Source organism: Algoriphagus sp. SE2 (assembly GCF_039563885.1).
Lineage (GTDB): Bacteria > Bacteroidota > Bacteroidia > Cytophagales > Cyclobacteriaceae > Algoriphagus.
In genome coordinates this window covers 53,102-71,699 of the sequence record NZ_JBCLWJ010000009.1, presented here as the reverse complement: position 1 = coordinate 71,699, position 18,598 = coordinate 53,102, and the positions used below count along the sequence as shown (strand labels likewise).

The following is an 18,598-nucleotide window of genomic DNA, read 5'->3' as shown; positions in this document are numbered from 1 at the left end:
TATTATCTTGAAGAATAAATCAAACGACTTTTATGAATATCGCAGGAGAAAGAGAAATAAGTTTAGTGACATGGAACGAGTCACATTTTCACCAGCTTTACCCTCTTGCAAACAATCCTAAAATTGCGATGAATCTGAGGGATAGTTTTCCTCAACCTTACACTATTCATGATGCAAGACATTGGATAGAACATAATCAGAAGTTCAATCCGCCACAAAATTTTGCTATTGAGTTTGAGGGAAAATTGGCAGGTGCAATTGGAGCAGAAAGAGGAAAAGACGAACTGAGGACTAACATGGAGCTGGGTTTTTGGGTTGGGGAACCGTTTTGGGGAAAAGGTATAGCAAATGAGGCTGTAAAACTTTACACGAAATACATTTTTGAGAAATTTGACATCCAAAGGCTATATGCCCAGATTTTTGACTTCAATGGCCAATCGATGAATGTATTGGAAAAAGCCGGCTACATTCCCGAAGCAATTTTGAAAAAGGGATTTATAAAAAATGGAGTGATTGGCGATATATTCCAATATGTAATAGTAAGAGGAGAACAGAATCTCTAAATAAATTCTAATTAATTACTATTCTTTTAATAATCGTCTTTGATTGATTTCGAAATCTGATTAACAATAATCCTTTAGGAAGTTCTGTCATAAATACTTCTGTTTGACCTTCCATTATATCTCTCTTTAGAAGCTCTTGTCCAAAAGCATTGAAAATCACCATTTCACTATAATCACCGAGGCTTTCGGATGATATAGTTAAAGTTCCTTGACTAGGATTTGGGAATATTTTTAATGTCTCATCCCAATTCGGCTCTATCCCTGTAATAATATTCACATTAACTTCTAGCTCTCTTGGAAGGCCTATATTACAATTGTTTTGAGGTGTTACTTTCAGAATGAAGTCTCCTTCAACCAACCATTCAACACTAACTTTATTTGTGCCTTGGCCAGAATTGATTATTCCTCCATCACCGCTGATCTCCCAATGATAATTAATTCCCTCTATATTTTCGATCTGATAAATGGACTCTCCTAATCCTACTTGGTCATCTCCTGCAATTGAACTGGGTTGATCTGGAGGAGAATTAACATTAATATTTTTGATGATGGGAGCAGATTCTCCACACTTGTTTTCTAATACTACAGTGATAGTTTTTTCTCCAACTTCGTTCCATTGGATTATTACTTCAGAACTGCTTTGACCGGAAATTATTTCTCCTCCCTCAATCATCCAATTATAGATCACACCTTCTTCCATTGGTATAGAATAAGTTTCGTTCATATTAGTACAAACAGAACCGAGTCCTTGGATTTCTTTTTCGTCATCGGGTTTTGATAGTACCTCTACTTCCAAAGCCGAAGTTTCACCATTTCCGCAAAAATTTTGTCGACTTACAAAAACACCTTGCCTTCCCGAGTCTGTCCAATTTACGTCAATAGAATTTGTTCCATGACCTGAGATTATTTCACCTCCATCTACTCTCCAGACAATTTGGGAACCAGAGATATCAGCATCTTCCACGCTATAAGAAGATAGGCCTAAACAGACATTTGTTTCGCCTGAAATTTCGCTGATACCAGGAGGCGTGACACAATTATATTTCAAAAGTGTTCCATCATCTCCAGCCGCAAAGGCGATCAAAGAATTTCCCATACTGATAGAATTCAATTTTCTGGAGGTACCTGTTTTTATCTGAAGCCAAGTTTCTCCTCCATCTTTTGATTGGAGAGTTAAGCCGTTATCCCCTGCAATGATCCCAATATTTTCATCCCAGAAATCTACTGAATTTAAATCTTCAGTTATTTCCGTGTCAATTAATCGCCAAGTCTGTGCTTTATCTGAAGATTTTAAAATAACCCCTCCATCCCCTACAATTATGGCAGTACTAGAATCTAGCTTTGAAAGTGAGTTTAGGTTTTGATTAGTTAGTTTGGGGAGGTTTTCCCAAGTATTTCCTCCATTCGTCCAACTTATTTGTCCATTATCACCAATTGCAAAACCTACCTGAAAATCAAAATAGGTCACATCTTTTAAATTTTCAGTGGTATTTGTGGCAATATTAGAATCCCAGGTAATTCCTGAATCAAAAGATCTTGCTATGTATCCATTGGTTCCTGTATTATATAGGACAGAGGGTGCAAATAAGTAAAAACCGGTAATATCTTTTGTTGTTTCTGCATCTACAGAAACCCAAGATCTTCCAGCATTTCCTGTCCTAAACATTTGTCCGGCCTTACCAGCAGCGTATCCAAAATTGGTATTCCAAAAATCAATGTTAGATATATCCATGCTCTCTGGCAAAGATCTATCTATCAAAGTCATGGCTCCATTTGAAGTCAGGTAAAGAGATCCATTTAATCCTGAAATAAAACCAACTCGATCAGATTTAAAATCAAGAGAACTGAAGTTGTTTCTATAACCAGCCAGCCTAGTTACCCAACTTGTTCCCGCATTGGTGGAGCTAATTAAATAACCATCTTGTCCAACTGCGGTAACTTGATTTGTTCCCGGTATAAATTCAAGGCCTATTAAATTTCTAGTGTTTCCTGCGCCAAGGTTTGCCTTGGAAAAGGAAGCTCCAGAATTAGTTGATTTTATTGATGTCGCAAAATCACCTACACTTACAAGGATTCTCGGATCAATGGGACTGATATCAATTTTTTTCAATTCGACATTCACCCCTGAATTAATAATTGACCAATTGATTCCTTCATCTTCAGTTTTGATAATTACTCCTGATTCTCCCACTGCATATCCAATTAATTCACTCGAAAAAGCTAAGGAATTTAAGTTGCTATTAACTGGAAGACTTATTTTGGAAAAGTTTTCTCCGCCATCAGATGTTATTAATAATGTCCCGTTATCTCCCACTATAAACCCTTTTTCCGGGTTTAAAATTATAATCTCGTTTAGGGAAGAATTAACAGATGATGTAATAGACTTCCAAGAAATTCCAAAATCTACAGATTTATGTATTTCACCTGATTCGCCAACCATAATTAGGCTGTTTTCATCAAAAAACGATATACTTTGTAAATCAGAATTTGTTGGGCTATTGATTAGACTCCAATTATTTCCACTATTTGTTGTTTTTAAAATTATTCCACCGGCCCCTACTGCTAAACCTATATTCTCATTCCAAAATTTAATCTCATTTATGCGATTTATGTTTGGAATATTCAACTCTTGCCAGGTAATTCCCCCATCTGAAGACCTAATAAGTAAGTTTTCGCCAGCAGCAAAACCTAACGAGCTATTAACCCAAGTAATTGATTCGAGATCTAACCCCCAACTTTGCATTCGTTGCCAAGTTTGCCCAAAAAGTAAATTACCCCAACAGAGAAAAATGGCAAATAAGAAAAAAGGCTTACGCATAGAGTTAATGCAAGTTATTTAGCAAAAATACGCTAATTCCTTTCTTAGCAAAGTGAAGTAAAAAATGTCTTTTTGGTTTAGCTTGACATTTCTAATTGAATTAACTAAAATCCATTTATGATTTGTACTTTTAATAATACAGTAGAATTCAGGAATATATGAAAAACAGAAGCACATTTATTTTATTGACAGCTCTCATAATTTCATGTGGGCCAAGAGAAAGGGTGTCGAAAGAGGTCTTTGATGAGGTAAATAAAAACATGGAAGTAAAGAGGTTGACTGAATCGGAAATTATTCAGGAAGCAATGATTTGGGGCGATTCTATCAGTGCTTCAGCACAAAAAAAATTGATTTCAAATCTTCAGAAAGCGATAGAAGAAGGTGGGATAGTTCATGCGATTGAATTCTGCAATGAAAATGCAAATCAGCTCACTAATAATTTGGAGGGCATTTTAATAAGAAGAGTTTCAACCAAAAATAGAAATCCTACTAATTTCCCTGACTCTCAAGAATCCCCTATTTTGGATGCATACACGTATAATTCAGAAAATAATCTGGAAAGCGAACCCAATATCCAGAAAATTGAAAATGGAGAAGTTTATTTATATACTAAAGCCATTATTTTTCCTGGAGGTATTTGTTTGAATTGCCATGGCGAACCGGGATCTGAAATTTCGGACCCTGTGCTGAAAGCACTTGATGAACTTTATCCATTAGACAAGGCAAAAGGGTATAAAGCAGGTGAATTACGAGGAATGTGGTCCTTACGGATCCCTAAGAAAAAAGTGGTTAACAGATTATAACACATTTATTTTGTAGAATGTTTTTTTATGATGTTTAAAATCGCCAATATTTATGGATTATTTAAAAAAAGTTAACATTTTTTAATAATAATTAATCAGAAACAGGTATTGATTTTCGATTCAATAAAAAAGAGTTAGTTCTATTACCTTGATTATCCTATCTCCTTGCAGAAAAACACAATTTACGCCCTTTTTTAAGCATTGCAATCGATTGAACAAGATGAAATACAGTCAGAATTAAAAAGTATTCAGTGAGAAATTGATTAGTTTTAATGACAATTTTAGTAGTTAATTTTATTAGTGCAACCCAAACCAATGACCGTGTATGAAAAACTCTACTCGATTTAAGCTTTTTGGCTTAACATTTTTAATGTTTCTGGGCATAATGGGCTCAGTAATGGCACAGACCCGGGAGGTGTCTGGAACCGTGATTTCAGGGGAGGATAATTTGCCCCTTCCAGGTGTTTCCGTTTTAGTTAAAGGAACCACAGTTGGTACTGTAACTGATATAGACGGAAAATTTAATGTAAATGTAAGTGGATCCGACGCTACTTTAGTTTTATCATTTATCGGATTTACGACGCTTGAAGTTCCAGTTGGAGATCGGAATTCTTTTGATTTAACACTTTTGCCAGACACAAAATCACTTGAAGAAGTAATTGTGGTTGGTTATGGAGAGCAAAAGAAAGAGACCATTACTGGTTCTGTTGCGACTGTAAAAGGTCAGGATCTTGTTAAGTCTCCTGCAATGAACTTATCCAACTCACTTGCTGGTCGTATGGCCGGTGTGGTTGCAGTGAACAGAAGTGGAGAGCCAGGCTATGATGGATCTGGAATTCGTATTAGAGGTAGTAATACGCTGGGTAACAATGAGGCCTTGGTTGTAATCGATGGTATACCTGCTAGAGCTGGTGGATTGCAAAGATTGAATCCAAACGATATTGAAAGTATTTCTGTATTGAAGGATGCTTCTGCTGCTATTTATGGTTCAAGAGCTGCTAATGGTGTAATCCTTGTGACTACCAAAAGAGGTTCGACTGGTGCACCTGAATTAACATTCCAAGCCAACCAAGGTTGGGCACAGCCTACTGTTGTTCCTGATTTGGCAAATGCCGCTCAGTACGCTGAAATGCTAAATGACTTGGATATTTATGCGTTGCCTACATCAGAATGGGCTGCAGCAAATGAAGCCTATAAGCAAACTGGTGAATATACAAGACCAAACGGCCAAGTTCGTTCTGCTCCCTATTCTCCGGATGAATTAGAATTATATAGAAATGGTTCTGATCCATGGTTTTATCCAAATACTGATTGGTATGATGCGACCTTGAAAAACTGGTCTCCTCAAAGTAGATATAACCTGCAATTGGTTGGTGGTAGCGACAATGTGAAATATTTGACTTCATTGGGATATCAAAACCAAGATGCGTATTATAAAAATGCTGCTACTGGATACAAGCAGTACGATTTCAGAATTAACTTGGATGCTAATGTTAATAAGTATGTGAAAGTTGGTCTTGGTATTTTGGCTAGAGAGGAATATAGATTTTTCCCAACTAGAGGTGCTGGCGCTATCTTCCGTATGCAGATGAGAGGTAAGCCAAATCAGCCAGCTTACTGGCCAAATGGTAAACCAGGACCAGATATCGAAAACGGAGAGAACCCTGTGGTAATTACTACAAACCAAACTGGATATGACCGTGATAAGAGAGACTATATTCAAACTACGGGTAATTTAGAAATTAAGATACCAGGAGTAGAAGGATTGAAATTTACAGGTACAGCGGCTATAGATAAGTATATCCAAACTACCAAAAGATGGGAGATTCCATGGACGCTATACCAATTAGGTAATGGTTTTGAAGATGATGGTGTAACTCCCGTGTTAGTTCCTAGTAAAAGAGGACCTGCTGAGCCAAGACTTAGGGAGTCTAATAGCAACCAATTGAATATCTTATTAGGAGGGGTTTTCTCTTATGATAAAAAGTTCGGAGAAGATCATACCTTAAATGTTGTTGCTGGTGTGAACAGAGAGACTGTTGAAGGAAATAACTTCAATGCATATAGAAGATTCTTTATTTCCACAGCTATCGATCAGATGTTTGCTGGTGGTGATTTACAAAAAGATAATGGTGGTGGCGCCTTTAATAGAGCTCGTCTGAACTACTTTGGTAGAGTCGCTTATAACTATAAGGAGAAATATCTTGCAGAATTCCTTTGGAGAAATGATGGTTCCTACATCTTCCCAGAAGACACTAGATTTGGTTTCTTCCCTGGTATCATGTTAGGATGGGTAGTTTCTGAAGAAAACTTCTGGAAAAATTCTCTTGGTGGTACTTTTGACTTCTTCAAAATTAGAGGTTCTTGGGGACAGCTAGGTAATGATCAAATTGCTGAATATCAATTCTTGTCAACTTATGGGTTTAGTTCCTATATCATAGGTGGTGCAGAAACTAAAACACTTTTTGAAACTAGAGTTCCAAACGAGGCAGTTACCTGGGAGGTAGCAAACAACTCTAACTTGGGTTTTGAGGGTCAGTTTTTACAAGGTAAGGTGTTCTTCGAATTCGATTTATTCTACAACAAAAGAACAAATATCCTTTGGCAAAGAAATGCCTCAGTTCCACAAAGTACTGGTCTTTCTTTACCAGCAGAAAATATCGGAGAGGTTGAAAATAAAGGATTTGACTTGAATCTTGGATTAAGAGGTGGAAAAGGAGAATTCCAATATTCTGTTAGTTTGAATGGTGGTTATGCTAAAAACAAAATTCTTTTCTGGGATGAGTCTCCAGGAGCACCAGAATGGCAGCAATCTACTGGAAGCCCAATGAATACCTTCTTAGTATATCAATATGCTGGTGTATTTAGAGATCAGCAGGATATAGATTCTGAAACTTTAGATTACACAGCAATTACTAATGCTTTGCGTCCAGGTGATATGAAGTATGAAGATTACAATGGAGATGGAAAAATTACTCCTGATGATAGAGTAAGGATGGATCAGAATAATATCCCAACCTTCCAGGGAGGTTTGAATTTCTCTGCAAACTGGAAAGGTTTCGATTTGGCAATCTTGTTCCAAGGAGCATTGGGAGCTAGACAGTATGTAAGTGCTGGTGAATCAGGAAATATTGGTAACTATTTGTTAGATATTTATGAAAACAGATGGACAATCGATAATCCAAGTAGCACTGACCCAAGAATTGCAAACAGATCTGATCAGTACTATTCTAATGGGAATACCTATTGGTTTAGAAAAACTGATTATATCAGATTGAAAAACTTGGAAATTGGATATAATATACCTGTATCTCTTACTGAAAAAATCGGTGTAAGAAATGCAAGAATTTATGTGAACGGTTTAAACTTATTGACATGGGATAAGTTAAAAGTCTATGATCCAGAATCTAGCAATGCAACTGGTCAATATTATCCACAAGCTAGAGTTATCAACACTGGTATTTCTGTTTCATTCTAAAACTTGACAACATGAAAAATAACTTAAAACATTTAATAATAGTATTGACAGCATGTTTTACCATGCTGAGCTGTAATAGTGATTTCTTAAATACGGATCCTCTTGGTGAAGTTTCACAGGCAGCTGTTTGGAGTGATCCAGCATTGGCAGAAGCTTTTGTGACTGGAATTTATCAAGGTTTTGGAAACGGTGGTTTTGATGAGCAGATGCTAGCTTCTCTTACTGACGAGGCCATCTTTACGCACCCAGGTCGTGGGATTACAACGATCACTGAAGCAAGAACTAACTCTGCAGATGATGGATGGGTAAACAACACTATCTTTTGGGGTAATATGTATAGCTATATCAGAAGAGCTAATATTGCGATCGAAGAACTTTCTGAGCCTCAATTTCCTAATGATGGAGGAATAGTAGACAGATTATTGGGCGAAGCTAAGTTCATGAGAGCTTATTATTACCAACAATTGGCTAGATACTATGGTGGAGTACCAATAGTTGACAGACCTTATGGTCTTGGAGAAGAAACCTACGAAGCACCAAGAAATACTTGGGCTGAAACAATAGATTTTATTGTTTCTGACTTAGACGATTCTGCTTCCTTATTGGCTGGAAAATCTATGGCAGCTGGTAGAGCTTCAGAATTAGCAGCACTTGCATTGAAGTCTAGAGTATTACTTTACGCGGCTAGTGATCTGCATGATGGACCTACTGCTAGTGCTAAGTCTTCACTTCTTGCAGGATTTTCAGATTTAGATTTGCTAGCTTATCCAAGCGGAGATAGAACACAAAGATGGCAACAAGCTCAGGCTGCTGCTAAGGCGGTTCTTGACAAAGCTTCAGGTAATTTATATGGATTGTCTGAACCAGTTTCTCATGAAGAAGGTATTCAAAACTATATCAATAACTCCCTCTCCAGAAATGGTGGTGAGAATGAATTGATCATGGCTAGATACTTCATCAATATGAAGCAAGAAAATGGTGGTCGCCAAGGTTTATTTAATGGTCCAAATGGTTATAACAACTGGGCTGGAAATAGTCCTGTTCAGTTATTGGTTGACGATTACGAAATGATGGATGGATCTAAGTTTGACTGGAATAACCCAGAGCATGCAGCAAATCCATACGAAAACCGTGATGCTCGATTCTATGCTTCTATTCTTTATGATGGAGCTCAGTGGAAACCAAGATCTTCTGCAAATCAGCCAAGAGATCCACTAGGTCAAATCCAAACTGGTACTTATGAGGTAGTTGACGCTTCTGGAGCTAAAGTAACCCACTTCGGTTTGGACACTAGAAATAGCCCTATTGAGGATTGGAATGGTAGCTACACAGGATACTATGCGAGAAAATTCATTGATCCAGATCCAGCTATCGTAGATCAGAATACTTGGCAGGAAGTTCCGTGGCCAATCTTAAGATATACAGAAGCTGTTCTAAATTATGTGGAAGCTTCTATCGAACTTGGTCAAGAAGATGTAGCGAGAGACTGGTTAAACCAAATTCGTTTCCGAGTTGGTCAACCGGCTATTACTGCAACTGGTCAGGATCTTGTTGAGGCATACAGAAATGAAAGAAGAATCGAAATGGCTTATGAAGAACAAAGATATCATGATGCGCGTCGTTGGATGATTGCTGAAGAGACTTTGGGAAGAAAAGCCAATACGATCAGTATCACAGGAACATTGAAACCTGGAGCATCTGTATCAGTTTACAGATATGATCCAGAATTGTATAATTATGTATACAAAGTTGTTCCAATCGATCCAGGTAAAGAAAATAGAACTTGGTTAGATAAAATGTATTATATCCCGATTTTAAGGGATGAATTAAACCGAAACACAAATTTGATCCAGAACCCTGGATTCGAATAAGTTTCTTAAATTTCCGAGCCATCCAAATTAAGGTGGCTCGGATCTTTAATTCTATTATGAAAAAATTATTACCCTGCATTACCTTAATAACATTCTCAATTTTTTTTTCTTGTTCTAACAAAACAGAAGTCGAAAAACCAGACAAACCCACAACTCCTCCACTCTTTAAGCTTATAGATTCGAATTACTCAGGAGTTAATTTTCAGAATACCTTAAATGAATCCCTTAATTTAAACGTACTAATGTATGAATACCTCTATAATGGTGGAGGTGTAGCCGTAGGGGATTTGAATGGAGATGGACTTGAGGATATTTACTTTTCGGCCAATGTGTCTGGAAATAAGCTTTTCCTTAATAAAGGAGAGTTAAAATTTCAGGACATTACAGAGCAATCTGGTGCACAAGGCAGACCAGGACCTTGGAAAACAGGGGTTACCATGGTGGATATAAATGGTGATAATCTTCTGGATATTTATCTATGTTACTCTGGAAATTTAATTCCTGAAAAAAGAAAGAATGAACTCTTTGTCAATCAGGGAAACAATGATCAAGGTGTCCCCACTTTCAAAGAAATGGCAGAAGAATATGGAATTGCTTCTGGGGCACCAAGTACCTCTGCAAGCTTTTTTGACTTTGATAAAGATGGAGATCTTGATCTTTTTCTTTTAAATCATAATACAAAATCAACACAAATATTAGATGAGGCAGTGACTAAATCAGCCCTCAAGGAAAAGCATGAAGCAGGACCTCAACTCTTTGAAAACAGAGATAGTAAATTTATTGAAATAACTCTTGAGGCTGGAATTTCGAGTTCAAGTTTATCCTATGGTTTGGGGCTTGCTATATCTGATATCAATAGAGATGGTTGGCCTGATATTTATATTGGAAACGATTATACCATTCCAGATTACCTATATATAAATCAAAAGGACGGTACTTTTAAAGATCAAATTCTAGAAATGATTGACCATGTTTCTAATTTTTCCATGGGTAATGATATTGCTGATATTAATAATGACGGGCTTGTGGACATCATGACTTTGGATATGATGCCAGAAGATAATACAAGGCAAAAATTGCTATTAGCTCCCGATAATTATGAAATATTTGACTTGAATGTCAGAAAGGGATTTCATCATCAATACATGAGAAATATGCTTCATATTAATAATGGTGATGGAACATTTTATGAGATTGGCCAAGTTGCTGGTATTTCAAATACCGATTGGAGTTGGGCTTCGCTATTTGCAGATTTTGATAATGATGGCTGGAAGGATTTATTCGTCAGTAATGGTTATTTGAGAGATTATAACAACATGGATTTTCTCAAATACATGGATAATTATGTTCAGACATCAGGAGGGAAATTGAAAAGAGAAGATCTTTTGAACATGGTAAAGAATATGCCTTCCTCCAATCTTACTAATTACATCTATAAAAATAATAATAACCTGACTTTTGAGAATGTAACAAAAGATTGGGGTTTAAGCCAACCAGCTAATAGTAATGGCGTGGCTTATTCAGACCTTGACAATGATGGTGATTTGGATTTAATAATCAATAACATAAATTTAAAAGCCTTTTTATATCAAAACCAAAGTGTAGAAAAGGATCAAACCAATTATCTCAAAATCAGATTAGTTGGAGATGATAAAAATACCCTTGCACTTGGTGCTTCTGTAAAGCTTTATAATCAAGGCCAAATTCAATTTTTAGAGCAAAATATTCATAGAGGATTTCAGTCTTCTGTCACTCCTATTTTACATTTTGGTCTAGGTAGTGAAAAGAAAATTGATTCCCTGATAGTTTTTTGGCCAGATGGCACCATGACCAGGGAAAAGGAAATTCAGGCGAATCAACTTTTGGAATTAAACCAGTCTGAAGCAAGTAAGAACTCTACTTCGGATGATTCCTCCTCTTTCCAATTGCTTGTAGCTTCATTTAAGCTTTCAATTCCTGGAGGAAGAACCATTAACGATTTTAAAAGACAACCACTTTTAACTAATGCTATTTCAGGTAATGGCAAAGCAATGGTAGCTCAGGATTTTAATGGAGATGGTAAGATAGATTTATTTGTAGGAGGAGGTGTAGGTATAAGTGGTAGGCTATATTTCCAAAATTCATCAGGAAATTTTTCTAAAGTCGACTCAACAGCTTTTCAAGAAGCAAGGAATTCGGAAGATTCTGATGCCATAGCATTTGATGCAAATGGAGATGGTTTTTTAGATCTTTATGTCAGTAGTGGTGGGGTTTATGATTTCCAAGAAAATGATCCGAAACTAAGAGATAGATTATACCTCAATGATGGAAAAGGTAAGTTTACTTTAGAAATAGATGCATTGCCTACTGAAAATATTTCTACCGGAGTTGTAGTGGTAATTGATATAAATGGAGATGATGCGCTTGATTTATTTATAGGAGGGCGAATTATCCCAGGTCAATATCCTCTTTCTCCCGGTTCGAGAGTCTTCCTTAACGATGGGGATGGACAGTTTTCTGACCAGACTCAAGCTTTGGCGCCAGAACTCAAAAATTTAGGAATGGTAACTGATGCCAAAGTCGCTGATTTGGATGGAGATGGTAATGAAGAAATTGTTGTAGCTGGAGAGGCTATGCCTATTCAGGTATTTGGGAATAAAGAAGGGAAAATCACAGATATAACTTCTGATTACTTTGATCAATTGGAAGTAGGATTTTGGAATAATTTATCCATTGAAGATTTTAATGGGGATGGAAGCCTAGATATTTTAGCTGGAAATTTGGGTTTAAATTCCCAATTGAAAGTTTCTGACGAAAAGCCAGCGGAATTACTTTATAAGGACTTTGATGGGAATGGATCAATTGATGCCATATTAAGTTCTTATATAGGTTTAGAAAGGTATCCTACTGTAAGTAGAGATGAATTATTAGGACAGATTAACTTTTTGAAGAAAAGATATCTGGATTTTAAATCTTTCGCATCTGTTAAAACAGATGATATTTTTACAAAAGAGGAGCGTGAAGGATCTGAAAAAATTTACATAAATCAGCTTGAGACAACGCTATTTGTAAGAAGTCCTAGTGGTAAATATGAAGCGAAAAATTTACCATTACAGGCACAATTTTCTCCGGTCTTTACCAGCGTTTTTAGGGATTTAGATGGTGATGGCAACAAAGATCTGATTTTGGCAGGTAATATGAATCAGACTAAACTCAGATATGGAAAATATGATGCAAATCACGTGATGGTTTTTCTAGGAAATGGGAAAGGTGATTTTACCTATCAAAGCAAAAATGCTTCAGGCATATCACTGAAAGGAGATATTAGAAACCACAAGGTTATCGATAATAAATTGCTTTTTTTGGTAAAAGGAAGTGGTGTTTTATCCTATTCTTTCCTTTCGTCAAAAGATTAAGTGTTTTTAAATAAATACTGATTAATTTACTTTCTAAATTTATTCCAGTTCTATTACAATGAAAAGAGTAGTTGCTCCGGTGATTCTTATCGGTATTTTGGCTTTTTATGCAATTGAAAAGCCATTGTTTGAGGAGTATAGTCAAAAAATCCCTGGGACTCCGGTTACTTTTGATATGACTCCCATTGAAGGAGGGACTTTTAAAATGGGGTCATCTTCAAGTCCAAATTCTGATGAAAAACCGGTTCATGAAGTGAAAATTGACCCATTTTGGATGGGAACCCATGAAGTTACTTGGGATGCTTTCGAATTGTTTCTAGATAAGAATTATGAACTGGCAATTTCTGAGGAACCAATTGGCGAAATTGTGGATGGTTTGACGCGGCCGAGTTTGCCTTATTTAGATATGACTTTTGGAATGGGTAAAGAGCATAAGCCTGCAATAGGAATGACCCAATATGGAGCTATTCAATTTTGCCATTGGCTTTATTTAAAAACCGGGGTCTTTTATAGACTTCCTACAGAAGCTGAATGGGAATATGCTGCACGAGCAGGGACTGATACCAAATATTTTTTTGGAGATGATTTTTCGGGCATAAATGAGTATGCATGGACAGCAGAAAATAGTGAAGGGATGACTCAAATGGTAGGGAAAAAGAAACCGAATCCATGGGGTCTATATGATATATATGGGAATGTTTTAGAATGGACAGCAGATCAATATGATGCAGAATTTTATCAAAAATCGCCAGTTGATAATCCATTAAATCCTGCAACATCTTTATATCCAAGAACTGTAAGAGGAGGAAGTTTTAAAACTCCGGCGCAGGAGATAAGTTCAGCGAAAAGGTTTTTTAATGATCCAAAATGGAAACAACTAGACCCTCAAATTCCTAAAAGCCAATGGTGGTTTCCAGAGGCACCTTTTATTGGATTAAGGCTGGTTCGGCCACTTAATCCTCCAAGCCCAGAAGAAATTAATGCTTATTACACCGCAGCACCCATTGCGGACTATTAACCTAAAATGACAATACTATGAAAAACACGAGGAGAGATTTTATCAAAACTTCGGCACTTGCTACTGGAGGGGTACTTGCTGCCAATTCTTTTGTTATACCTGGTGCATATGCTGCTCCTGAAACGCATTTAAAACTTGCTTTAATCGGTTGTGGAGGAAGAGGTACCGGAGCTGTTTTCCAAGCAATGGAAACTGGACATCCTATTAAATTGGTAGCTATGGCAGATGCCTTTAGAGATAGACTGGACGGTAGCCTAAAGCCTATCTTAGATAAATATGGGTCAGAAAAAGTAGATGTTCCAGAAGACAGAAAATTTGTTGGTTTTGATGCATATAAACAAGCAATAGCTGAAGCTGACGTTGTTATTTTGGCAACACCTCCGGGTTTTAGACCTGATCATTTCACTGAAGCAGTAAAACAAGGAAAGCAGATTTTCATGGAAAAACCTGTTGCAACTGATGCAGTAGGAATCCGAAAAGTTTTGAAAGCTGCGGAGAAGGCAAAAGCAAAGAAGCTAAATGTGGTAGTTGGTTTACAACGTCACTATCAGGATAATTATAGAAAAACCATCGCAAAAATTCACAATGGAGAAATTGGGGACATTATAGGTGGTCAGGTTTATTGGAATGATGGAGGTGTTTGGGTAAGACCACGTAAACCTGAGCAGACTGAAATGGAGTACCAGATGAGGAACTGGTATTATTTCAATTGGCTATGTGGAGATCATATCACTGAGCAGCACGTCCATAATATTGACGTAGCTAATTGGGTGAAAAAAGGATATCCTGTAAAAGCTGAGGGAACTGGTGGAAGAATGGTTAGGACCGGAAAGGAATTTGGTGAAATTTTTGATCATCATACAGTTCAGTTTACCTATGAAGATGGAACGGTGATTCACAGTGAATGTCGTCACTTCCCAGGTGCAGCCAACCGTGTTGATGAAACGTTCCAAGGAACAAAAGGAACCGCCTATCTTAGTGCAGGAAACCATGGGGTTTTAACAGATTATTCTGGTAAAAAATTATATGAGCACGATAGAGAGAATAATGTTAATCCATATCAGCAAGAGCATAATGAATTATGGGCAGCAATAGTAAATGGAGAGTATAAGTTTGCGGATGCTGAAAACGGTGCGAGAAGCACGATGACATCACTTTTGGGAAGAGCTGCAACGTATTCAGGAAAAGTAATTACTATGGATGAAGCAATTAATTCTGAAATTAGCTTATTCCCTGAAACTTTGGCTTGGGATGCCACACCTAAATTAGTTCCTAATGCTGATGGTTTCTATCCTCATGCAATTCCTGGAAAAACTATTACCGTATAAGTCATGCAGAGAAGAAAATTTATAAGAAATCTTGGTTTAGGAGGTTCGGCCTTTACTTTGGCGGCAGGTTCTGTTTTACCCACTTTTGCGGAGAGCAAAACAATGGCTGAACCTACTTTCAAAATGGATTTTGCTCCTCATTTTGGAATGTTTAAAAACTCAGCTCCAGGTGGTATTGAAGATGAATTGAAATTCATGGCCGATCAAGGCTTCCGATCTTTAGAGGATAATGGAATGTTGAGGAGATCTGTCGAGGACCAAACTTTAATTTCCAAGACAATGGAGTCTTTGGGCATGAGGATGGGTGTATTTGTAATCGATGGTGGCGATAACTGGAAAGTTTCTCTTACCTCTGGGAAACAAGAGTTTATGGATAAGTTTCTAGAAACATGCAGGCAATCTGTGGAAGTGGCCAAACGGGTCAATGCTACTTGGATGACTGTAGTACCAGGTTATTTTGAGAGAAACCTACCGATGGGAGTTCAGACTGGAAATGTTATTGAGGCTTATAAACGTGCTGCTGAGATTTTTGAACCACATGGTTTAGTAATGGTCATGGAGCCACTTAGTGATAATCCTGATCTCTTTTTAAGGCATGCTGATCAATCCTATATGATTTGCAAAGCTGTGGATAGCCCAGCATGCAAAATCCTCTACGACATATACCATATGCAGCGAAACGAGGGAAACTTAATAGCTACCATGCAAAAGACATGGGATGAGATTGCATATATCCAAATTGGAGATAATCCAGGAAGAAAAGAGCCAGGTACAGGTGAGATTAATTATGGCAATGTTTTTAAATTCATTAATGAAAAAGGATTTAAAGGGATATGCGGTATGGAGCATGGAAATGCCAACCCTGGAGCTGAAGGAGAAAAAGCTTTAATTGAAGCTTATAGAAAAGTAGATATATCTTAAAACCGCTTATGCGAAGAATCTCAGTCATCTTGTCTATAGGGATTTTATTTTCCTGTCAGACAAAAGAAAAAAAAATCCCAGATAGTCCGTTGGGATGGGAAATATTTGAAGTGCCAGTGAAAGCCTCCTTAAGGGGGCTTTCTCCGGTTACAGATGAAATAGCTTGGGCTACTGGTAGTGGAGGGACTTGGTTGAAAACTACCGATGGGGGCTTAACATGGGATCATGGAGTCATAGCAGGACTTGATACAGTAGATTTTCGATCGATCCATGCCTTTGATGCAGTTAAGGCTTTAGCTGTGTCTGCGGGCCAACCAGCAGTTATTTACAAGACCATAGATGGTGGAGAAACGTGGGAATTGAAACACCAAGAAGAAAATGATGCATTTTTGGATGGGATTTCTTTTTCAAATCCAGATCAAGGATTTGTAGTTGGTGATCCTATAGATGGTAAGTGGATGATTTTACAGACTTCAAACCAAGGTGATTCTTGGTATCCGATTAGCAATGCACCTATAGCATCAGAAGGTGAGGCAGGATTTGCTGCGAGTGCAACATCACTTGTTGTTAATAACAATAATCTTTGGTTAGGAAGTGGAGGTATGGAAGCTAATTTACATTTTTCACCTGATCTGGGAGAAACTTGGAAGAAATGGAAGTCCCCTATCATGCATGGTGAATCTTCAAAAGGAATATTTTCAGTAGCTGTCATTGGAAAAGGAGAGGTTTTTTTGGTAGGTGGCGATTATATCGAAATGGAGGACACCACTTCTAATGCAGCATCTTTTAGTTCTGAAAAAGAAGAATGGGGTATTCCGAAATCAGCGCCAAAGGGTTACAGGTCGGGAGTGGTTTATTTTCCAAGATTTCATTGGCTGGTAGCTGTAGGGCCAACTGGTTCAGATTTTTCAAATGATGGAGGTTTAACATGGGAGAATTTTTCTTCGGAAGGATTTCATGCAGTGAAACTTGGACATACTGAAGAAGCAATATGGGCATCTGGATCAAATGGTAAAATTGCTAAGTTGAAAATCCCGTAAAACAAGGTTAGGATTTATATTTTGATGAATAGAGGGTGAATTTTTACTAGTTTTTATTTATAGCAGGATATGATTACCTCTTCTGTATTATCTTTATGATAAATTTTAATAACTAGCAGCTCTAAAAACCTATAATTTTATCACATGTTTGAAATAATTCCGTCGATTTGGTTGATAAATGGCAAATGTGTCCGTCTTAAAAGAGGCGATTTCGCTACAGAAGAGGCGATTTCCAATAACCCTTTGGAGATTGCTCAAGAATTTGAATCTATCGGAATCGAGAGACTTCATTTGGTTGATTTAGATGGTGCCAGAAGGGGTGAGCCTAAAAATTATCATATTCTTGAAGCCATAGCAGGTTATACAAATCTGAAAATTGACTTTACAGGAGGAATTACTACAGATGGAGATGTAATTAAATGTTTTGAATTTGGAGCAAAGACTGTAACGATTGCTACGGCAGCTGCTAATTACCCTGAAAGGTTCAGTCAGTTTATTCTATCCTATGGTAGGGAGAAAATCAATCTTGCAGCAGATACGAACCCTGAAGATCAGAAAATAAAAATTAAAGGTTGGTTAAAGAAAACAGAAATAGATCTTTATGATCACATTGAGTTTTTTTATGAAAGAGGATTAAAATTTCTTAAGTGTTCCGATGTAACAAGAGACGGAGTAATGCAAGGTCCAAATTTTGATCTTTATGCTAACTTAGTTAAGAAATTTCCTAACCTAAATATTGCAGCAAGTGGGGGTGTCAGAAATATTGATGATTTTAAAAAATTAAAAGAAATTGGTCTTGGAGCTGCAGTATTTGGAAGAGCTTATTATGAAGGAATGTTAAAACTAAGCGACCTAGAAAAATTTATTTCAAAAGGCTAATATTAAACAAGCAAAAAAAAATGAGGCTCAAACCTCATTTTTTGTGAATATCTATGATTAATTAATCTGCCTTGAATTTATCTACTATGTAAAGAAAAATATTAAATGATAATGTAGATGGAGAAGATTCTTCTTTCTTAATTTCTTTGTCAACACCACCAGCCGGCAGATCCCTCTTTACCAAAACCTTATTTGAAGGATTGGACAATATTTTAGAAGGAGAAATTTTTGGATTGTTTAACTCAGAATTTTGGATTTGATCCTCGATTATTGGCTTTTCTGTTTGTTTTACATTTTCTAAATCTACTTTTTCTTGCTCACCCTGTGCGAAAGATTCACCTGCTAATAAGCAAAATACCATCAAGGATAATGCTGAAATGCCGATTTTCTTAAAAGGAAATGAAGGTTTCATGAAGATTTTTAAAATTGTATACCTACTAAGTTAACTATAGAATTTGCAAAAGGTTCATAAAATTATAAAAAA

The 18,598-nt window shown here is 36.9% G+C and carries 12 protein-coding genes; 10 read left to right on the top strand and 2 right to left on the bottom strand.

Annotation, left to right across the window (positions count from 1 at the left end; all coding sequences use genetic code 11):
* The first annotated feature begins 32 nt into the window (after positions 1-32).
* Positions 33-563: a GNAT family protein gene (locus AAGF08_RS12120; protein ID WP_343511442.1), complete on the top strand. Its 531-nt coding sequence runs from the start codon at positions 33-35 to the stop codon at positions 561-563.
* A 7-nt stretch (positions 564-570) separates the two neighbouring features.
* On the opposite strand, the gene AAGF08_RS12115 is transcribed toward AAGF08_RS12120, so the two are convergent.
* Positions 571-3,381: a YCF48-related protein gene (locus AAGF08_RS12115; RefSeq protein WP_343511441.1), complete on the bottom strand. Its 2,811-nt coding sequence runs from the start codon at positions 3,379-3,381 to the stop codon at positions 571-573.
* Positions 3,382-3,539: 158 nt separating this feature from the next.
* Between AAGF08_RS12115 and AAGF08_RS12110 the strand changes: the two genes are divergently transcribed.
* The 9 genes from AAGF08_RS12110 (at position 3,540) to AAGF08_RS12070 (ending at position 18,114) form a co-directional block, all read left to right on the top strand.
* The gene (locus tag AAGF08_RS12110; RefSeq protein WP_343511440.1) at positions 3,540-4,184 is read left to right on the top strand and encodes a DUF3365 domain-containing protein; all 645 of its coding nucleotides are present in this window, start codon (positions 3,540-3,542) and stop codon (positions 4,182-4,184) included.
* 325 nt (positions 4,185-4,509) lie between these two features.
* Positions 4,510-7,662, top strand: coding sequence for a TonB-dependent receptor (locus tag AAGF08_RS12105; RefSeq protein WP_343511439.1), 3,153 nt, complete (start codon positions 4,510-4,512; stop codon positions 7,660-7,662).
* Positions 7,663-7,673: 11 nt separating this feature from the next.
* The gene (locus AAGF08_RS12100) at positions 7,674-9,533 is read left to right on the top strand and encodes a RagB/SusD family nutrient uptake outer membrane protein (protein WP_343511438.1); all 1,860 of its coding nucleotides are present in this window, start codon (positions 7,674-7,676) and stop codon (positions 9,531-9,533) included.
* 242 nt (positions 9,534-9,775) lie between these two features.
* A complete protein-coding gene (locus tag AAGF08_RS12095; protein WP_343511436.1) occupies positions 9,776-12,928 on the top strand; it encodes a VCBS repeat-containing protein in 3,153 nt (1,050 codons plus the stop codon).
* A gap of 58 nt (positions 12,929-12,986) precedes the next feature.
* Positions 12,987-13,946 (top strand): SUMF1/EgtB/PvdO family nonheme iron enzyme, encoded by a 960-nt coding sequence (locus AAGF08_RS12090; protein WP_343511435.1) that lies wholly within the window; start codon positions 12,987-12,989, stop codon positions 13,944-13,946.
* Between the two features lie 17 nt (positions 13,947-13,963).
* A complete protein-coding gene (locus tag AAGF08_RS12085; RefSeq protein ID WP_343511434.1) occupies positions 13,964-15,274 on the top strand; it encodes a Gfo/Idh/MocA family oxidoreductase in 1,311 nt (436 codons plus the stop codon).
* A gap of 3 nt (positions 15,275-15,277) precedes the next feature.
* The gene (locus AAGF08_RS12080; RefSeq protein ID WP_343511433.1) at positions 15,278-16,195 is read left to right on the top strand and encodes a TIM barrel protein; all 918 of its coding nucleotides are present in this window, start codon (positions 15,278-15,280) and stop codon (positions 16,193-16,195) included.
* An 8-nt stretch (positions 16,196-16,203) separates the two neighbouring features.
* Positions 16,204-17,235, top strand: a complete 1,032-nt coding sequence (locus AAGF08_RS12075; RefSeq protein WP_343511432.1) for a YCF48-related protein — start codon at positions 16,204-16,206, stop codon at positions 17,233-17,235.
* A gap of 144 nt (positions 17,236-17,379) precedes the next feature.
* Positions 17,380-18,114, top strand: coding sequence for a 1-(5-phosphoribosyl)-5-[(5-phosphoribosylamino)methylideneamino] imidazole-4-carboxamide isomerase (locus AAGF08_RS12070; RefSeq protein WP_343511431.1), 735 nt, complete (start codon positions 17,380-17,382; stop codon positions 18,112-18,114).
* Positions 18,115-18,175: 61 nt separating this feature from the next.
* Here the strand turns inward: AAGF08_RS12070 and AAGF08_RS12065 are convergent, their stop codons facing one another.
* Positions 18,176-18,526, bottom strand: a complete 351-nt coding sequence (locus AAGF08_RS12065) for a hypothetical protein (protein WP_343511430.1) — start codon at positions 18,524-18,526, stop codon at positions 18,176-18,178.
* Between the last annotated feature and the right edge of the window lie 72 nt (positions 18,527-18,598).

Bases quoted from the DNA above. Each gene is read 5' to 3' on its own strand.
- AAGF08_RS12080 (WP_343511433.1), top strand. From the start codon at position 15,278: ATGCAGAGAAGAAAATTTATAAGAAATCTTGGTTTAGGAGGTTCGGCC.
- AAGF08_RS12075 (WP_343511432.1), top strand. From the start codon at position 16,204: ATGCGAAGAATCTCAGTCATCTTGTCTATAGGGATTTTATTTTCCTGT.
- AAGF08_RS12095 (WP_343511436.1), top strand. From the start codon at position 9,776: ATGTATGAATACCTCTATAATGGTGGAGGTGTAGCCGTAGGGGATTTG.
- AAGF08_RS12115 (WP_343511441.1), bottom strand. From the start codon at position 3,381: ATGCGTAAGCCTTTTTTCTTATTTGCCATTTTTCTCTGTTGGGGTAAT.
- AAGF08_RS12065 (WP_343511430.1), bottom strand. From the start codon at position 18,526: ATGAAACCTTCATTTCCTTTTAAGAAAATCGGCATTTCAGCATTATCC.
- AAGF08_RS12120 (WP_343511442.1), top strand. From the start codon at position 33: ATGAATATCGCAGGAGAAAGAGAAATAAGTTTAGTGACATGGAACGAG.
- AAGF08_RS12110 (WP_343511440.1), top strand. From the start codon at position 3,540: ATGAAAAACAGAAGCACATTTATTTTATTGACAGCTCTCATAATTTCA.
- AAGF08_RS12100 (WP_343511438.1), top strand. From the start codon at position 7,674: ATGAAAAATAACTTAAAACATTTAATAATAGTATTGACAGCATGTTTT.
- AAGF08_RS12105 (WP_343511439.1), top strand. From the start codon at position 4,510: ATGAAAAACTCTACTCGATTTAAGCTTTTTGGCTTAACATTTTTAATG.
- AAGF08_RS12070 (WP_343511431.1), top strand. From the start codon at position 17,380: ATGTTTGAAATAATTCCGTCGATTTGGTTGATAAATGGCAAATGTGTC.
- AAGF08_RS12090 (WP_343511435.1), top strand. From the start codon at position 12,987: ATGAAAAGAGTAGTTGCTCCGGTGATTCTTATCGGTATTTTGGCTTTT.
- AAGF08_RS12085 (WP_343511434.1), top strand. From the start codon at position 13,964: ATGAAAAACACGAGGAGAGATTTTATCAAAACTTCGGCACTTGCTACT.